The sequence below is a fragment of the Lentzea sp. NBC_00516 genome (genome assembly GCF_036346835.1).
GTDB classification, from domain to species: domain Bacteria; phylum Actinomycetota; class Actinomycetes; order Mycobacteriales; family Pseudonocardiaceae; genus Lentzea; species Lentzea sokolovensis.
Map to the genome: position 1 here is coordinate 1,356,839 of NZ_CP107840.1, position 16,264 is coordinate 1,373,102.

Below are 16,264 nucleotides of genomic sequence, written 5' to 3' on the forward strand. Positions count from 1 at the left end.
TTAATCCGAGTGTCGGTCGCCCGGTGCCCTCCCTGCCGTACCGGAAAGGAACCCCCATGCCCAGAGGCTTCTTCACGCATGCCTGGAAAGCGCTTGCCGCCGCCGTCGCGGCGGCTGCTCTGGTCGCCGGTCCGGCGGCCGTCACGCCGCGGGCCGAGGCCGCCGCGCCGTTCAAGGTCCTCGCCTTCTACAGCGAGGCGCAGGACCAGGCGCACCGCAGTTTCCAGCGCCAGGCCAACGTGTGGTTCCCGCAGCAGTCCGCGGCCAACGGGTTCACCTACACCGCCACCAAGGACTGGAACCTGCTCACGACCATCACACCCGGCCAGTACCAGGTCGTGATGTTCCTCGACGACAAGCCGCACACGCAGCAGCAGTACGAGGGCTTCAAGCGCTACCTCGACTCAGGCGGCGCGTTCTTCGGGTTCCACGTCTCGGCCTACTCCGACTCCGGTGACCAGGCCTACACCCGTTGGTACCACTACGACTTCCTCGGGTCCGGGCACCTCGCCGACAACAGCTGGGCGCCGACCGCCGAGACGTTGCGGATCGAGAACAAGGGCAACCCGGCCACCGCGAACCTGCCGGACACCATCCTGTCGTCGGCCAGCGAGTGGTACGCGTGGGAGAAGAACATCCGGCAGAACCCGGACATCACGGTGCTGGCGTCGCTGGACCAGTCGACGTTCCCGGTCGGCGACAACCCCGGCGAGATCTGGTACTCCGGGGATTATCCGATCATCTGGACGAACAAGAACTACAAGATGCTGTACGCGAACTTCGGCCACGACAAGATGAACTACGCGACGGACACCGCGCTGTCGTCGACGTTCGAGAGCGCGCAGCAGAACAGGCTGATCCTCGACGGGCTGCGCGGCCTCGGCGGTGGCGGCACGGGCGATCCCGGCGGCATCGACCCCGCCACCTGGTACCCGGTCGTCAGCAAAGCGAACGGCAAGTGCGTCGACGCTCGGGCCGCCGGATCGAGCAACGGCACGGTGATCCAGCAGTACTCGTGCAACGGGACCACCGCGCAGCAGTTCCAGTTCCAGCCGGCCGGCGGCTACACCCGCGTCAACAACCGCACGAACGCCGCGCTGGTGCTGGACGTGTCCGGGGTGTCGCTCGCCGACAACGCGGGCGTGCACCTGTGGACGTACGGCGGCGGCACCAACCAGCAGTGGCAGGCGGTCTCCGAGGGCGGCGGCTACTACCACCTGGTCGCCCGGCACAGCGGCAAGTGCCTGACCGTTCCCGGCGGTTCGGCCTCCGACGGGGTGCAGCTGGTGCAGGCGGCGTGCAACGGCGGGGCCGCGCAGTCGTTCCGCGTGGCTTGACCTCTCGGACGTGCTCCGTGCCACGAGGTCCGGAGCACGTCCGACGGGTCAGGTTCCGTTCGAAGGACCGAGGGAGGCGAGGACGATCTGCTGCGCCGCGCGGATCGTGGCCGGGAGGGCGGCCGGATCCCGGCTGATGCGCTCGATGCCCGCGCGCATCGCCCCGGACAGCAGTTCCACGGTGAGCCGCACGTCTTCGACGCCGTGGAACTCACCGTTGGTGAGACCGTCCCCGACGACGTTCTCCACCTCGACCACGAGCGTGGTGAACGGGTTGTCCGGCCCGTCCGGCAGATCGGCCACCAGCGAGCCGGAGTTCGGGAGGAACATCAGCCGCATGGCGTGGTTCGTGGACGCGGACAGGATCACCTCGATGATCTCCCGCAGCCGGTCCGCGGCCGGGTCCGGTGAGCGCGCGGCGATCGAGGCCACCTGCTCGGCCAGGGGACGGCTCGCCCGCCGGGCGAGTTCCAGGACCAGTGTTCGTTTGTCGGCGGCGTAGTTGTAGAGCGTGTTGCGCGCGAGTCCAGCCTGGGCGGCGATGTGGCCCATGTTGATCGACTCGTAGTCGCGTTCGAGCAGCAGTTGCCGCATCGCCTCGGTGAGGTCCGCCCACACCATCTCGTGGTGTTCCTCGATGGTGGCGGCGCGAATCCGCGGCATCTGATCGTTCTCCTCGGTCGTGGGCGGGGCCGCCTGCTACCGCGCGGGCGCCACGTCCGGCATCGTCGGCTGGTTCTCCTGGTGGACGGCGGTCAGCTTGACACGGCTGAGCCGCCAGCCGTCCGGCGTGCGGACCGCCTCGTTGTCGTAGAAGCCGACGACCAGCCAAGGTCCTGTGCCGGTCGGCAGCCAGTGCTCGGCGCGGACGTGCGCGTGGATCTTCGCGGTGTCGCCGTCGAGTGTGACCACGTGACCGGTGATGGCGTGGTGCGTCGCCTTGAACGGCGCGAAGCTAGCGCGAAGGGCGTCGACGTAGTCGCTGAGCGGGATCGTCATCGGCGCCATGCCCGTCACGGACTCGAAGTCGAGCGTGGGCGTGTCGGTGAAGACCCGGCCGGGCAGGGTCGTGAACTCCTTCAGGTCCGCGATGTCTGCGTAGTGGCTGATCAGTTCGATGAGTTCGGCGCGATCTTCGAGCGTGTTCACGGTGACTCCCGGCTTTTGCGACAACCTGTCGCAAAAGATTACGACAGGTTGTCGTGAACGGCAACCGGGAACGCTCGATCCGGCTCCGGCGGGCACGCACGCCGTGTAGAACGACGGTGGCGGATCGCTGCGGGGATGGGCCGGAGTGGGACGTCACCTGTGGGGGACTCCATCAACGGAGGACGAATGAGTCGACGAAGTGCGGCGGTTCTGGTGATCGCGGCGGCGTTCGGGCTGGGAATGCTGGTCCCATCCGCGGCGCCCGCCGCGGCCGCGGAACGGTTCTGGGAGCTCCAGCTGAACCTGTGCAACAGCGGCGTTCCCGGGGTGAACTGCTACGCGCAGGGCCGATCGATCATCGAGGGCGGCGACCTGATCGCCCGGCTGCGCCCGAACATGGTGACGTTGAACGAGATCTGCGCCAACGACCTGCCGGACTACCTGGTGCCGTCGCTCGTGAAGGCGTGGCCGGGTGACCGGGTGTACTCGCAGTTCGCGCCGGCGCTGCGGCGGGACACCGGTGCGCCGGTGAAGTGCGCCAACGGTCAGGACTACGGCAACGCCGTGATCGGCCGGGTGGCGGCGGCGAACTACCAGGGCGTGAAAACCTACAGCGGCAGGTACGCCACACAGGATGGCGGCAACGAGCAGCGGACGTACGTGTGCGCGTACGCGATCGGTGACCATCTCGGATGCGCGACGCATCTGTCTGCCAGCAGCGAACCGGTCGCCCTCGCGCAGTGCCGGTCCCTGCTGTTCGACGTCATCCCGCAGATCCGGGCGGCCGAGGGCGTGACCGGGAAGACGATCGTCGGTGGCGACTTCAACCTGGAGTACGACACCTCCGATCCGGAGAACGCGCAGAACTGCGTCCCGCCCGGCCACATCCGCAAGGGGGACAACGACGTGCAGCACGTGGTGTTCTCCAACGACATCGCGTTCGTCAGCACCTCCAAGTACGGCATGAGCCACACCGACCACGACGGGTTCCTGGTGCGCCTGACCAAGCCGTGACGGCGTGAGCGTCACCCACCGCGGTGGGTGACGCTCATCAGCCAATCCGGTGAGCGTCCGGCTCCGAACCACCCGTGTGAAGGCAACACGAACGATCCTCATCGGCCTGGTGTCGGTGGCCGCGGCACTGGCGGCGGGGCATCTGGTCGCGGGGCTGGTGAGCCCGCTGGCCTCGCCGTTCCTCGCGGTCGGCAACACCGCGATCGACCTGACGCCCCACCCGGTCAAGGACTTCGCCGTCCGCACGTTCGGCGAGAACGACAAGCTGGTGCTGCTCGCCGGCATGGCGGTCGTGCTCGCGGCACTGGGCGTGGTGGCGGGTCTCGTGTCCCGCCGCAGTCCCTGGCCCGGTACCGCCCTCGCCGGGGTGCTGGGGCTGCTCGGGATCGCCGCCGTGCTGGCGAGGCCCACCACGACCGCGTGGTCGGTGATCGCACCGCTGGCCAGCCTCGTGGTCGGGGTCGCCGCGTTCCGCTGGCTGTGGTCCCAGGCGCCGGTCGTGGCGCAGGGGAGAAGGAAGTTCCTGTTGTCGACGGCGGCGATCGCGGCGGGCGCCGGACTCGCGGCCGTGGGCGGGCAGCTGCTCGCCGGGCGCGTGGACGTCGAGGCCTCCCGGCGCGGCATCAAGCTGCGCCCCAGGGAGACCGCGCCGGAGATCCCGTTCGACGCCGACTTCGCCCGCGAGGGCACACCGACGTTCCTGACGCCGAACGAGAAGTTCTACCGCGTCGACACCGCGCTCACCGTGCCTCGCCTGCGTGCGGAGGACTGGCGCATGCGGGTGCACGGCATGGTGGACAACGAAATGGTGCTCACCTACGACGACCTGCTGCGGCGCCCGTTGGTGGAGAAGACCATCACGCTGGTGTGCGTGTCGAACGAGGTCGGCGGCCCGTACATCTCCACGTCGAACTTCATCGGCGTCTCCCTGCCCGACCTGCTGCGGGACGCCGGCGTGCGGCCCGGCGCCGACCAGCTCGCGACGCGCAGCGTGGACGGGTGGACGTGCGGCACTCCGGTCGAGTCGATCATGGCGCCCGGATCGAACGCGATGCTGGCCATCGGGATGAACGGCGAGCCGTTGCCGCTGGAACGTGGCTTCCCGGTGCGCATGGTCGTGCCCGGTCTCTACGGGTACGTCTCCGCCACGAAGTGGTTGGTGGACATGGAACTCACCACCTTCGACGCGTTCGACCCGTACTGGGCGCAGCGCGGCTGGGGCAAGAAGGCGCCGGTCAAGGTCATGTCCAGGGTCGACCGGCCGAAGTCCTTCGAACGGGTGCCGGCGGGCCGGTTCGTCGTGGCGGGCATCGCCTGGGCCCAGCACACCGGCATCGACGGCGTCGAGGTGCGCGTCGACGGCGGGCCGTGGCAGAAGACCACGCTCAGCACCGAGGTCAACGTCGACACCTGGCGGATGTGGCGCATCGAACTGGACCTGAAGCCCGGCAACCACACCGTGGAATGCCGCGCTACTGACCGGAAGGGCTACACGCAGACCAACGAGCGTGCCGCCCCCATCCCAGACGGCGCGACCGGCTGGCACTCGATGGTCTTCACCTCGGTCGGCTAGCCGCTCGTCGCTTTCGTCCACTGTGGACGATCGAGGAATTCCACCTGGTAGCGCGCGGTTTCGGCCGGTTCGGTAACGGATCGATAACCGCACCAATCCGTTCCCCTCGGGGCGGCGAATCACCATCAACTGCCCGAACACCTTTGGAGATGTCCCGTCATGAACAAGACCGCCCGGAGCACCGTTCTGGCCGTCGGCGCTGTTTCGCTCGCCCTGTTCGGAGCTGCTTGCGGCTCGGGTGACACGGCGAGCAGCAGTTCCAGCACCGCGCCCACCTCCGCAACCTCGACGGCGCCGTCGTCCGCCGCGATGGCCGACCCGGCCGCGAACCTCGTCGGCCCCGGCTGTGCCGACTACGCGAAGCAGGTCCCGTCCGGCGCTGGTTCTGTGAGCGGTATGGCGGCCGACCCGGTCGCCGTGGCCGCGAGCAACAACCCGCTGCTCACGACGCTGGTGAGCGCCGTGTCCGGCAAGCTCAACCCGAAGGTCAACCTGGTCTCGACGCTCAACGGCGCGGAGTTCACCGTGTTCGCGCCGGTCGACTCGGCGTTCGCGAAGATCGACGCCGCGACGATCGAGAAGCTCAAGACCGACGACGCGCTGCTGACCAAGATCCTCACCTACCACGTCGTCCCCGGCCAGATCACGCCCGACAAGATCGCCGGCGACCAGAAGACCGTCGAGACCGGCACCGTGAAGGTCACCGGTTCCAAGGACGCGCTGAAGGTCAACGACGCCAACGTCATCTGTGGTGGCGTGAAGACCGCGAACGCCACCGTCTACCTCATCGACACGGTTCTGCTTCCCGCGTAAGCAGAACGGCGACACCTCGAACTCCGGAAACAGCGCTGCTGTTTCCGGAGTTTCTCATGTCCGCTCATCGGGAGGTCTGATGTGGACGGACGTCGCGTCGGAAGACAGGAACAGCGCGTGGTTCTCCTCCTCGCGGATGACGACGACGATCACGGCGTCGGGGTTGTACGGCCGCACGGCGCACGTGATCAGGAAGGCGGCGAGGTCGTCCGGCACCGCCACGACGATCCGATCGGCGGCGTCGATCGCCGCCTCGTCCAGGGCGCGTCTGTCCCGTCCGTCGCCGAGGATCGCGGTGGCGCCGTTGGCCATCGCCTCGACGACGGCGAAGAGGTCGATGTCCAGCACGGTCAGCCGGGCGTCCGGCTGGTCGGCCAGCACCGAGTTCACGGCACAGCGCCCGGTGTCGCCATATCCGATGACGAGGATGTGATCGGTCACGACCAGGTATTCGGTGTGCCGGTCGAACCGGATTGGCGTCCGATTCAGTGAAGGTCGAGGGTGAGGACCGGCGCGCTCGTCGGACCCGGTGACCCGCCCAGGGGCTCGACCGTGAGGAGGGCTTCGCCGACCCCCGCGATCCCGGTCACGAGCAGCGACATCGCCGTGCCCGCCGGCCGCAGGATTCCCGCTGATCGCGGACCGTCGCCGTCCACCAGCCACAGCTGGTAGACGCGGCCACGTGGCAACGTGCGCAGGCCGTCCGCCAGGAAGAGCATCTCGTCGCGGCCGCGCGACATCGCCGCGGTACCAGCGGCCGAGGTGACGAGCCGCAGATCCGGCGCTGCCAGGAGATCGCCTGTCCGAGTGTGCTGAGAGACCACGACGGGGGCGATCCTCGACGCGGTCAGCGCGCCGTGCACACCGGCCACCGCGGCGGCGGCCACACAGGCGGCCGAGATGAGTGCCGCTGCGTGCCGGAAGCCTTGCCGCCGTGAGAAGACAGCCCTGATCTCGGAGTCCGGCGGGACCTGCCGCACGTGCCGGGCCGCGTTCAGCAGCCGTGGCCGGAGGGCGCTCGGAACGAGGTGCTCGACAGCGCTCGCGAGCCGGGCCGCGGTCTCGCTCAGTCCGGCCACCTCGTCCGCACAGGCCGGGCACACCCCCAGGTGCGCTTCGAACTCGACTCGCTCGGCGCCGGGGAGCGCGCCGAGAGCATGGGCACCGGTCAGCAGGTGCGGGTTGATCGCACGCGTTCTTCCCGGTTTCACGCTGCTACTTCGAAGCCATCCGATGAACGGATTGCTCGCGAAGATCAACCCGCGACCAGGTGGTCACTCCATCGGGTGGATCGGGTCGTCGCACCGATCCGATGCGGTGGTGCGGCGCGGATGTAGAACGCGTGGATCCGCCAGATGCGGTTCAGCCGGCTCGGGACGGCGCCACGCACGTCCCTGTGCGTCCGCGTTGGACCGGACGCACAGGGACGCGTCACCCCGTCGCCGGCCTGCCGCCGCGACTCCGCAACCATGCCGCGACGTCCTCGAATCCGTTGCGCACGGCGGCGTCGAGCGGTGTGAGGCGTTCCCACGGCGGAAGCCAGTTCACGTCCGCACCCGCCGCCAGCAAGCGTTCCGCGCACTCCCGTTGACCACCGTGGCACGCGCCCCAGAACGCCGCGTTGACGTCTTCTCCCGCGGCACCAACGAGAAGACGCTCAAGCCGATCGGACAGGCCGAGCGTGGCGGCGTCGGTCAACGTGACCGTCGCGCCGCGCTCCACGAGCCGGTGAGCCGCGTTCCACTGCGCGAACGCCCGTGCGTCGGCCAGGGGAGTGCCACCGCCGATCACCGCGCCGTCGGCGTCGATGTCCGCGCCTGCGTCGAGAAGTGCGTCGAGCACCACGACGTCATCGGCGCTCGCGGCCCAATGAAGCGGTGTCTCGCTGTGTGAACCCTGGAACCGTGCGTTGACGTCGGCACCCGCGGACACAAGCATCGCCACGGTCTCTGCGCCGTGAAGGCATTGGGCGGGCCAGTCCGTCAGCACGTGCAACAGGGTTCGCGCGTTGCCACCATCATCGACGATCCGCGCGGTCGCCAGGTCGGCGTGGTCGGCCAGCAACTGCCGCAACGTGGCCAGGTCGCCGCTGCGGACAGCGATGACAACAGCCTGCGCAAGTGGATCGTCGTACCGCACTTGTTCAGGCCTCCGTCCAGCGGACGACGTCCGCGAAGGTCGTGTTCCCGCCGCACACCACGATGCCCAGCCGCGCGCCCGGCCCGACCCGGTCGAGCACCGGGCGCGCCGCCGCCACAAGGCACCCGGCGGCGGGCTCGGCCCACACCTTCTGCGTCTCGGCGAGCGTGATCGACCCCCGCACCGCGTCGGCGTCGGACACCACGAGGACGTCCTCGACCAGCGCGACGGCGTGGTCGTAGGTCAGCTGCGACACGTGCGGTGCCGAGAGGGTCGAGACGATCGACGTCGGCGCGATCTCGACAGGTCCGCCCGCGGCCAGCGCCCGGTGCATCGCGTCGGCACCCTCGACCTCGACGCCCCACACCCGAACACCGGGCACGAGCGCGTGGAACGCCGTCGCGACGCCCGCGATGAACCCTCCGCCGCCGATGCTCACCAGCACGTCGGTGACGTCCGGGGCGTCGGTCGCGAACTCCAGCCCCACGGTGCCCTGGCCCGCGACCACGATCGGGTCGTCGTAGGGGTGCACGAGCGTCGCGCCCGCCGTCACCAGGTCGTTGAGCAGCGCGAACGCCGCTGCCAGGCCGTCGGTGAGCCGCACGTCCGCGCCGGACGCACGAGCGAGTTCGACGGAGCGAGCAGGCGCCGAGGAGGGCATCACGACGGTCGCGGCCACGCCGAGTTCGTGCGCGGCGTCGGCCAGCGCGATCCCGTGGTTGCCGCCGCTGACCCCGACCACGCCCGCCGCCCGTGCCTCGTCGGAAAGCGAGAGGATCTTGGCGAACGCGCCGCGCGTCTTGAACGAGCCGCTGCGCTGCAGCAGTTCCAGCTTCACCGTCGTCGGCACGCCGAACAGCGCGGACAGGCCGGGGGAGGACACCGTCGGCGTGCGCAGCACGCGCCCGTCGAGCACCTCGGCCGCGGCCCGGACGTCGTCGATGGTCAGCAGTTCCGCCATGCCGCTCACCCTATGGCCGTCAGGCGCCGAACTCGGGGTCGACCTCCGCCCACGACAGCAGCACGCGGTAGCCGTCGGCGGACGAGGCCACGACGACGAAGCTGAGCCTGTCCATCTTGCTGCCGCCGGAGGTGCGCAGCGTGACCTTCGCGAGCACCTCGTGCAGCGGAACGCCCCGCACCTGGTGGACCTCGCGGACGCGGGTCGTTCGGTACTGGACGTTGACCGGCTCGCGGGCGTGGGCGTCGAGGTGGGACGTCTGGTAGATCCAGTCGTCAGCGATGTCTCCGGTGACCAGGACCTGGTCCTCGGACAGCAACGATCCGCAGAAGCCTCTTCAGTTCCTGGATTGCATCCGTGAAAGCGGCATCTAAGATGTGTCAGTGCCGAATCTGCGGAAGAGCAAGTCCATCAGGTTCATCAGCGCGGTCGCCTCGGCCGCGCTGGTGCTCGCGGGGTGCGGCTCCGGCCAGCAGGCCGCCGCGCCCGCGTCGGGCTCGGAGGCGCCCACCGGTGACGTGACGGTGTTCGCGGCGGCGTCGCTCACGGAGACGTTCACCCAGCTGGGCGAGGACTTCGAGGCCGCCCACCCCGGCACGAAGGTCAAGTTCAACTTCGGCGGCAGCTCGGCGCTCGCCCAGCAGCTCAACCAGGGCGCTCCCGCCGACGTGTTCGCTTCGGCCGCGCCTGCGAACATGAAGCAGGTGACCGACACCAAGACGATCACGGACGCGCCCAGGACGTTCGCGAAGAACAAGCTCGCGATCGCGGTGCCCAAGGGCAACCCCGGCAAGATCGCCGGACTCGCGGACTTCGCGAACGCCGGCAAGAAGATCGCCCTCTGCGCGGAGCAGGTGCCGTGCGGCGCCGCGTCGAAGAAGGTCTTCGAGCTCGCCAAGGTCACGCCCGCGCCGGACACCCTGGAACAGGACGTCAAAGCCGTGCTCACCAAGGTCTCGCTCGGCGAGGTCGACGGCGCGCTCGTCTACCAGACGGACGTGAAGGCCTCGGGCGACAAGGTCGAGGGCATCGAGTTCGCCGAGTCGGCGCAGGCGGTCAACGACTACCCGATCGCGTCGCTGGCCAAGGCGCCCAACGCCGCCACGGCCAAGGCGTTCGTGGACTTCGTGCTGTCCGACAAGGGCCGCACGGTGCTGAGCGCGGCGGGCTTCGACAACCCGTGAGGCGCAACCGGGTGCGGGGACGGCTGCCCGTCGTTCTCGTCCTGCCCGCCGTGCTCGGGCTGGCGTTCCTGCTGGTGCCGCTCGCCGGGCTGCTCGTCAGGACGCCGTGGACGTCGCTGACCACGCTGCTCAGCGCCGAGGTCGGCGAGGCGCTGCGGCTGTCGCTGATCTGCGCCTCGCTGGCGACGGTGCTGTGCCTGTTCCTCGGCATCCCGCTGGCCTGGCTGCTGGCGCGCTCCGGCCTGCCGGGACGCGGGTTCCTGCGCGCGCTCGTCACCGTGCCGCTCGTGCTGCCACCGGTCGTCGGCGGTGTCGCGTTGCTGCTCGTGCTTGGTCGCCGCGGCCTGATCGGGGAGCACCTGGACGCGTGGTTCGGCATCTCGCTGCCGTTCACCACGGCCGGTGTAGTCGTCGCCGAGGCGTTCGTGGCGATGCCGTTCCTGGTGATCTCGGTCGAGGGCGCGCTGCGGGCCGCCGATCCGCGCTATGAGGAGGCGGCGGCCACGCTGGGCGCCTCGAGGTGGCTGACGTTCCGGCGGGTGACGTTGCCGTCGGTGCTGCCGGGTGTGGTGGCGGGCGCGGTGTTGTGCTGGGCGCGGGCGCTGGGGGAGTTCGGCGCGACGATCACGTTCGCGGGCAACTTCCCCGGTGAGACGACGACCATGCCGCTGGCGGTCTACCTCGCCCTGGAAACGGATCCGGACGCGGCGATCGTGCTGAGCATCGTGCTGCTGCTGGTGTCCGTCGGAGTGCTGGCCGGTCTTCGCGACCGGTGGATCAGCGGGCCGACATGACCCTGAACGCGGAGCTGCGCGTCACGCGCGGCACCTTCTCCCTCGACCTCGGCGTGACCATCGCGCCGGGCGAGGTCGTCGCGTTGCTCGGCCCGAACGGCGCGGGCAAGTCCACCGCGTTGCGAGCCCTCGCCGGGCTGCTTCCGCTGGACTCCGGGCACATCACGGTCGGCGAGTCCACTTGGGACGGAGCGGACTTCGTGCCCGCCGAGAAACGACCGATCGGCGTGGTGTTCCAGGACTACCTGCTCTTCGCGCACATGTCCGCGCTGGAGAACGTCGCATTCGGACTCAGAGCCCGTGGCACCCGCCGCGCCGAAGCACGAGCCGAGGCGTCGCGCTGGCTCGACCGGGTCGGGCTGAACGGGTACGCGCAGGCGAAACCCCGTTCCCTGTCAGGAGGTCAGGCCCAGCGGGTCGCACTGGCACGGGCGTTGGCGACCGGCCCGAGCCTGCTGCTGCTCGACGAACCGCTCGCCGCGCTGGATGCGAGCACCCGCCTGCAGGTCCGAACGGAGCTGGGCCGTCACCTCGCGGACTTCGGCGGACACACACTGCTGGTGACGCACGATCCGTTGGACGCCATGGTGCTTGCGGACCGGCTGGTGATCCTGGAAGGCGGCCGTGCCGTGCAGTCCGGCCCACCCGCGGAGGTGGCCCGCCAGCCACGCACCGACTACGTCGCCAATCTCGTCGGCCTGAACTTCTACCGCGGCAAGGCGTCAAGTACGGACGTCGACCTGGACAGCGGTGGCCGGCTCACGATTCCCAGGCCTGTCAACGGTCCGGTGCACGTCGTGTTCCCGCCCAACGCCGTGAGTCTGCACGCCGCGAAGCCGGAAGGCAGTCCGCGCAACGTCTGGCAGGTCACGGTCGCCGCGATCGAACAGCACGCGCACACGACCCGGGTCCGCTTGGACGGCGCGCCGAACGTGCTCGCGGACATCACCACGGCCACGCTCGCCGAGCTGCGGCTGCGTCCCGGCGACGAGTTGTGGGCGGCGGTGAAGGCGACCGAGGTCCACGTCTATCCGGTCTGATAGCCGGCGGCTATCACGCGATAGGAACGTTCGCTTGGACAGCGTGCCGATCCCGGGAGGAAAGTCGAGATACCACAACGACTTCCGAACGGGAGACCTGCAATGGCGAAGGTCCTGTGCGTGCTCTACGACGACCCGGTCAACGGCCATCCGTCCACCTACGCGCGGAACGACCTGCCGCACCTCGACGGCTATCCGGGCGGCCAGACGCTGCCGACCCCGTCCACCGTCGACTTCACGCCGGGCCACCTGCTCGGCAGCGTCTCCGGTGAGCTCGGCCTGCGCCGGTACCTGGAGAGCCAGGGCCACACCCTCGTCGTCACGTCCGACAAGGAAGGCCCCGGCTCGGAGTTCGACCGCGAACTGACGGACGCGGACGTCGTGATCTCCCAACCGTTCTGGCCCGCCTATCTGACCGCGGAACGGTTCGCCCGCGCACCGAAGCTGAAGCTCGCGCTCACGGCGGGCATCGGTTCGGACCACGTCGACCTGGACGCGGCGATCGAGCACGGCGTCACGGTGGCGGAAGTGACGTACTGCAACAGCATCAGCGTCGCCGAGCACGTGGTGATGTCGATCCTGAACCTGGTGCGGAACTTCGTTCCCGCGCACCAGATCGTGCTGGACGGCGGCTGGAACATCGCCGACGCTGTGGCCCGTTCCTACGACGTCGAGGGCATGCACGTCGGCACGGTCGCGGCCGGACGCATCGGACTCGCGGTGCTGAAACGCCTGGCATCGTTCGACATGCGCCTGCACTACACCGACCGGCACCGCCTGCCCGAGAGCGTCGAGCGCGAGTACGACCTGACGTTCCACGAGAGCACGGCGGACATGGTGCCGCACTGCGACGTCGTGACGATCAACGCGCCGCTGCACCCCGAGACCGAGGGGCTGTTCGACGACGGCCTGATCGCCACGATGAAACGCGGCGCCTACCTCATCAACACCGCTCGTGCCCGCATCGCCGACCGCGACGCCGTGGTGCGCGCCCTGGAGAGCGGCCAGCTCGCGGGATACGCGGGCGACGTGTGGTTCCCGCAGCCCGCGCCCGCCGACCACCCGTGGCGCACGATGCCGCACCACGGCATGACCCCGCACATCTCCGGCAGTTCGCTGTCCGCGCAGGCCCGGTACGCGGCCGGCACCAGGGAGATCCTGGAGTCGTTCCTCGCGGGCACGCCGATCCGCGACGAGTACCTGATCGTGGAGGCCGGCAAGCTCGCCGGCACGGGCGCGCACTCGTACTCCACGAACAGCTGAACACCCGGTCTGGCGATTGCTCCGGGGTTCGTCGCGAACGTTGGATGGGGTCCATGAGCGAACTGACGCTGGACCCCAAGACGACCGCGGTGGTCCTGATCGAGTACCAGAACGACTTCACCAGCGAGGGCGGCGTGCTGCACGGCGCGGTGTCCGAGGTGATGGACAAGACCGGAATGCTCGACAGGACCATCGCGGTCGTCTCGGCGGCCCGCGCCGCCGGCGCGACGATCATGCACGCGCCCATCACGTTCGCGCAGGGCTACCACGAGATCTCCGCGCACCCGTACGGCATCCTCAAGGGCGTCGTGGACGGCAACGCGTTCGTCAAGGACAGCTGGGGCGCCGCGATCACCGACCAGCTCGCGCCGCAGCCCGGTGACATCGTGGTGGAGGGCAAGCGCGGGCTGGACACGTTCGCCAGCACCAACCTCGACTTCATCCTGCGCAGCAAGGGCATCACGACGATCGTGCTCGGCGGGTTCCTCACCAACTGCTGCGTCGAGTCGACCATGCGCACCGGCTACGAGAACGGCTACCGCGTCATCACGCTCACCGACTGCGTCGCGGCCACGTCGGTCGCCGAGCACGACAACGCGATCACGTACGACTACCCGATGTTCTCGCTGCCGGTCAGCTCCGATCAGGTGATCGCGGCTCTGGCCTGATCAGCGGGCGGAGTGGAGCCACTCGGCGTCGTTCCAGTGCGGCGTCATCGCCCCGACGGGCTCGAACTGGATGTTCGGGTCGTTGCTCTGGACCAGGCACAGGAGACGGCGGCCGAGGAGAGAGGCCACACGGGAGCACTTCGCGACGAGGTCCAGCGTGGTCCAGGCCTCGTCGGGGCACTGGCCGGCGAAGGCGTCGTAGCCGGTGAGGACGAGGGCGAGACCCGTCGTGCCCGGTGTCCATCCGTAGTACTGGTGGACGACGTCTCGCAAGCAGTCGTTGAGAGCGTTGAAGTTGCGACCGTAGTAGTCGGGGAAGTCGAGTGCGGCGGCCACGTCCCGGTGAAGATCCTGCAGGCCGGACCAGTTCGAGGCGTCGATCCGGGTTGTTGAAGAACGCTTGCGGGTCGAAAGACGCCATGACCGGAAAGTAGCGCGATCACGCCCTGCCGGGCGCGGCCTTTTGTGGTCAAGTGGTGCCGGGCACGGCCGCGAGAGGGGCTCTGGATGACGGACGCAGCACCGCGAGGGTGGGTGCCGGTCGAGCACCGGTTCCTCGGACTGGACCGGCGGACGTTCGCGCCCGCCCTGAGCGTCCTGGTGATCGCGTTGCTGCTCCTCTACGGACTGCCCGCCCTCAACGCGGTCATCCCGTGGCACAACGAGGTCCGCGCCGGGGACGTGCTGAACCTCGGTGACGGCGCGACCGCGGTGCCGCCGGTGGGCTGGCAGCTGGAGAGCGGCACGCTGACCGGTGCCGGCTCGGTGTCCTCGTCGGCCCTCCAGGTCCAGCTGGCGACGGGCGGCGCGACGATCGCGTTGCGGGGCACGTCGTTCGACGGCACCGCCGACGCGTTCCTCGACCAGGTGCTGCGTTCGGAGGGCGCCGCGCCGGGCGTCGACGGGTCGCGCGGCACGGTGACGACGGCGGCCGGTCTGGTCGGCGTCGCGCTGGCCGGCACCTCGCCGAACGGGGACGTCCTCGACGTCGCGTTCAAGATGGCCAGCGCATCCGGTGAGGCCGAGGCGGCGCCCGCGTTGCTGGTCAGCGTGCGGACCGCGCCCGGACAGTTCGAACGTCTGCAGGACACCGTGGGCACGTTCCTGCGCAGCATCACCCCGGGAGCGGTCCGATGACGACGACATCCGAAGCGAAGACCGCGCAGCTCGCCGCGATCGAGCAGTCGGGCTGGGGGCAGCCGTTCCGGCTCGTGCAGCCGCGCAACCTGGCGTTCTGGGTCTACCTGCTGGGCGTGGGCGGCGGTGCGCTGGCGGTGCTGCGCTACTTCGGCCCCGGCGCGCACTTCTACAGTCCGGCGCTGACCGGCGGCGTGCTGCTGTTCGGCCTGTACCTGGTGCCGTGGTTCTTGCTGCTGCGCCACCAGAACCGCTACACCGCGCAGCCCGGCACGCTCCTCGCGGCGGCGTTCGCCTGGGGTGGCCTCGCGGCGACGTTCTGGATCGCGCTGCCGGCGAACACCGCGCTGCTGGAGATCTGGACGAAGCTGGGCGGCACGGCCTTCGCCTCGGACTGGGCGGCCGGCCTCACCGCGCCGATCAACGAGGAGTTCGGCAAGGCCCTGGGCCTGGTGCTGCTGATCGGCCTCGCCCCGAGACTGGTGCGCGGCGCCTACGACGGCTTCATCATCGGTGCGTTCATCGGGCTGGGCTTCCAGGTCTTCGAGGACGTGCTCTACGTCTACAACGGCGCGGCGCAGACCTTCGGCACCGACCAGATCGGCTCGTCGCTGCAGGTCTTCCTGCTCCGCGGCGCCGCCGGCATCGTGTCGCACGCGTTGTTCAGCGCCATTTTTTGCGCCGGTCTGATGTGGGTCCTCGGCCGCACGCCGGGCGAGCGCAACGTGCCGCGCGGCGTCCTGACCATGCTGACCGCCATGGTGTTCCACTTCGCGTGGGACGACATGGCGGGCCTGAGCGGTGGCATCGGCGCCCTAGCCGTCACGCTGCCGTTCGTGATCGCGGCGGTCGAGCTCGTCACCCTGTTCTACGTCCTGCGGCACGCGGCCACGCAGGAGCGGGTCTGGATCCGCATGCTGCTGCAGCCGGAGTCGGATGCCGGCGTCATCGATCCCGCGCTGCTCGCGGCGGTCAGCGGACTCCGCAAGGACCGCAAGGCGTTCCGGAAGCTGGTGCACAGCCGGAGCCGGACGCGGCACCTGCTGGACGCGACGGCCGATCTGGCCCGCGAACTCGCCCGTGCGCAGGGGAGCGAGACGAGCGAAGTCGCGCACGCCCGCGCCGAACTGCTGCGCCTGCGTGGCGTCCGGTAGAACCCTTCGAAGGACCCTCTCGACATCCGGCGCGAAGG

At 69.5% G+C, this 16,264-nt stretch carries 19 protein-coding genes; 11 read left to right on the forward strand and 8 right to left on the reverse strand.

Annotation, left to right across the window (positions count from 1 at the left end):
• Positions 1-56 precede the first annotated feature (56 nt).
• On the forward strand, positions 57-1,337 hold the full coding sequence (locus tag OG205_RS05895) for an RICIN domain-containing protein (protein ID WP_330275212.1): 1,281 nt from the start codon (positions 57-59) through the stop codon (positions 1,335-1,337).
• Positions 1,338-1,385: 48 nt separating this feature from the next.
• Here OG205_RS05895 and OG205_RS05900 read toward each other — a convergent pair whose 3' ends face one another.
• Together OG205_RS05900 and OG205_RS05905 are read right to left on the reverse strand one after the other, a co-directional pair.
• Entirely contained in the window at positions 1,386-2,000 is a 615-nt protein-coding gene (locus tag OG205_RS05900; RefSeq protein ID WP_330275213.1) for a TetR/AcrR family transcriptional regulator, read from the reverse strand.
• A gap of 36 nt (positions 2,001-2,036) precedes the next feature.
• The gene (locus OG205_RS05905; RefSeq protein WP_330275214.1) at positions 2,037-2,486 is read right to left on the reverse strand and encodes a nuclear transport factor 2 family protein; all 450 of its coding nucleotides are present in this window, start codon (positions 2,484-2,486) and stop codon (positions 2,037-2,039) included.
• Between the two features lie 186 nt (positions 2,487-2,672).
• Between OG205_RS05905 and OG205_RS05910 the strand changes: the two genes are divergently transcribed.
• The 3 genes from OG205_RS05910 (at position 2,673) to OG205_RS05920 (ending at position 5,886) form a co-directional block, all read left to right on the forward strand.
• The gene (locus OG205_RS05910) at positions 2,673-3,500 is read left to right on the forward strand and encodes a hypothetical protein (protein ID WP_330275215.1); all 828 of its coding nucleotides are present in this window, start codon (positions 2,673-2,675) and stop codon (positions 3,498-3,500) included.
• A gap of 76 nt (positions 3,501-3,576) precedes the next feature.
• Positions 3,577-5,073 carry a molybdopterin-dependent oxidoreductase gene (locus tag OG205_RS05915; protein WP_330275216.1) on the forward strand — a complete coding sequence of 499 codons (1,497 nt, stop codon included), beginning with the start codon at positions 3,577-3,579 and terminating at the stop codon, positions 5,071-5,073.
• 159 nt (positions 5,074-5,232) lie between these two features.
• Positions 5,233-5,886, forward strand: coding sequence for a fasciclin domain-containing protein (locus tag OG205_RS05920; protein WP_330275217.1), 654 nt, complete (start codon positions 5,233-5,235; stop codon positions 5,884-5,886).
• Between the two features lie 54 nt (positions 5,887-5,940).
• Here the strand turns inward: OG205_RS05920 and OG205_RS05925 are convergent, their stop codons facing one another.
• From OG205_RS05925 to OG205_RS05945, 5 genes are all read right to left on the reverse strand, one after another.
• Entirely contained in the window at positions 5,941-6,327 is a 387-nt protein-coding gene (locus OG205_RS05925) for an NAD-binding protein (RefSeq protein WP_330275218.1), read from the reverse strand.
• 44 nt (positions 6,328-6,371) lie between these two features.
• Entirely contained in the window at positions 6,372-7,097 is a 726-nt protein-coding gene (locus OG205_RS05930; RefSeq protein WP_330275219.1) for an anti-sigma factor, read from the reverse strand.
• Between the two features lie 220 nt (positions 7,098-7,317).
• Positions 7,318-8,025 (reverse strand): ankyrin repeat domain-containing protein, encoded by a 708-nt coding sequence (locus OG205_RS05935; protein WP_330275220.1) that lies wholly within the window; start codon positions 8,023-8,025, stop codon positions 7,318-7,320.
• A gap of 4 nt (positions 8,026-8,029) precedes the next feature.
• A complete protein-coding gene (locus OG205_RS05940; protein ID WP_330275221.1) occupies positions 8,030-8,986 on the reverse strand; it encodes a threonine ammonia-lyase in 957 nt (318 codons plus the stop codon).
• A 19-nt stretch (positions 8,987-9,005) separates the two neighbouring features.
• Complete coding sequence (locus OG205_RS05945) at positions 9,006-9,305, reverse strand: hypothetical protein (protein ID WP_330275222.1); 300 nt, start codon at positions 9,303-9,305, stop codon at positions 9,006-9,008.
• A 64-nt stretch (positions 9,306-9,369) separates the two neighbouring features.
• Between OG205_RS05945 and modA the strand changes: the two genes are divergently transcribed.
• The 5 genes from modA to OG205_RS05970 all read left to right on the forward strand — a co-directional run bounded on the left by modA (position 9,370) and on the right by OG205_RS05970 (position 13,935).
• On the forward strand, positions 9,370-10,170 hold the full coding sequence (gene modA, locus OG205_RS05950; RefSeq protein WP_330275223.1) for a molybdate ABC transporter substrate-binding protein: 801 nt from the start codon (positions 9,370-9,372) through the stop codon (positions 10,168-10,170).
• Positions 10,167-10,964 carry a molybdate ABC transporter permease subunit gene (modB, locus tag OG205_RS05955; RefSeq protein WP_330275224.1) on the forward strand — a complete coding sequence of 266 codons (798 nt, stop codon included), beginning with the start codon at positions 10,167-10,169 and terminating at the stop codon, positions 10,962-10,964. The genes modA and modB overlap by 4 nt, the downstream gene beginning before the upstream one ends.
• Entirely contained in the window at positions 10,961-12,004 is a 1,044-nt protein-coding gene (locus OG205_RS05960) for an ABC transporter ATP-binding protein (RefSeq protein ID WP_330275225.1), read from the forward strand. Before modB ends, OG205_RS05960 begins: the two co-directional genes overlap by 4 nt.
• Before the next feature lie 102 nt (positions 12,005-12,106).
• Positions 12,107-13,267 carry an NAD-dependent formate dehydrogenase gene (locus OG205_RS05965; RefSeq protein WP_330275226.1) on the forward strand — a complete coding sequence of 387 codons (1,161 nt, stop codon included), beginning with the start codon at positions 12,107-12,109 and terminating at the stop codon, positions 13,265-13,267.
• 53 nt (positions 13,268-13,320) lie between these two features.
• Positions 13,321-13,935 (forward strand): cysteine hydrolase, encoded by a 615-nt coding sequence (locus OG205_RS05970; RefSeq protein WP_330275227.1) that lies wholly within the window; start codon positions 13,321-13,323, stop codon positions 13,933-13,935.
• Here the strand turns inward: OG205_RS05970 and OG205_RS05975 are convergent, their stop codons facing one another.
• On the reverse strand, positions 13,936-14,484 hold the full coding sequence (locus OG205_RS05975; protein WP_330275228.1) for a barstar family protein: 549 nt from the start codon (positions 14,482-14,484) through the stop codon (positions 13,936-13,938).
• On the opposite strand from OG205_RS05975, the gene OG205_RS05980 reads away from it, so the two are divergent.
• Together OG205_RS05980 and OG205_RS05985 are read left to right on the forward strand one after the other, a co-directional pair.
• Entirely contained in the window at positions 14,443-15,072 is a 630-nt protein-coding gene (locus OG205_RS05980; protein ID WP_330275229.1) for a hypothetical protein, read from the forward strand. The two genes, OG205_RS05975 and OG205_RS05980, sit on opposite strands and share 42 nt — an antisense overlap.
• A complete protein-coding gene (locus tag OG205_RS05985) occupies positions 15,069-16,226 on the forward strand; it encodes a PrsW family intramembrane metalloprotease (RefSeq protein ID WP_330275230.1) in 1,158 nt (385 codons plus the stop codon). Before OG205_RS05980 ends, OG205_RS05985 begins: the two co-directional genes overlap by 4 nt.
• Positions 16,227-16,264: the final 38 nt, after the last annotated feature.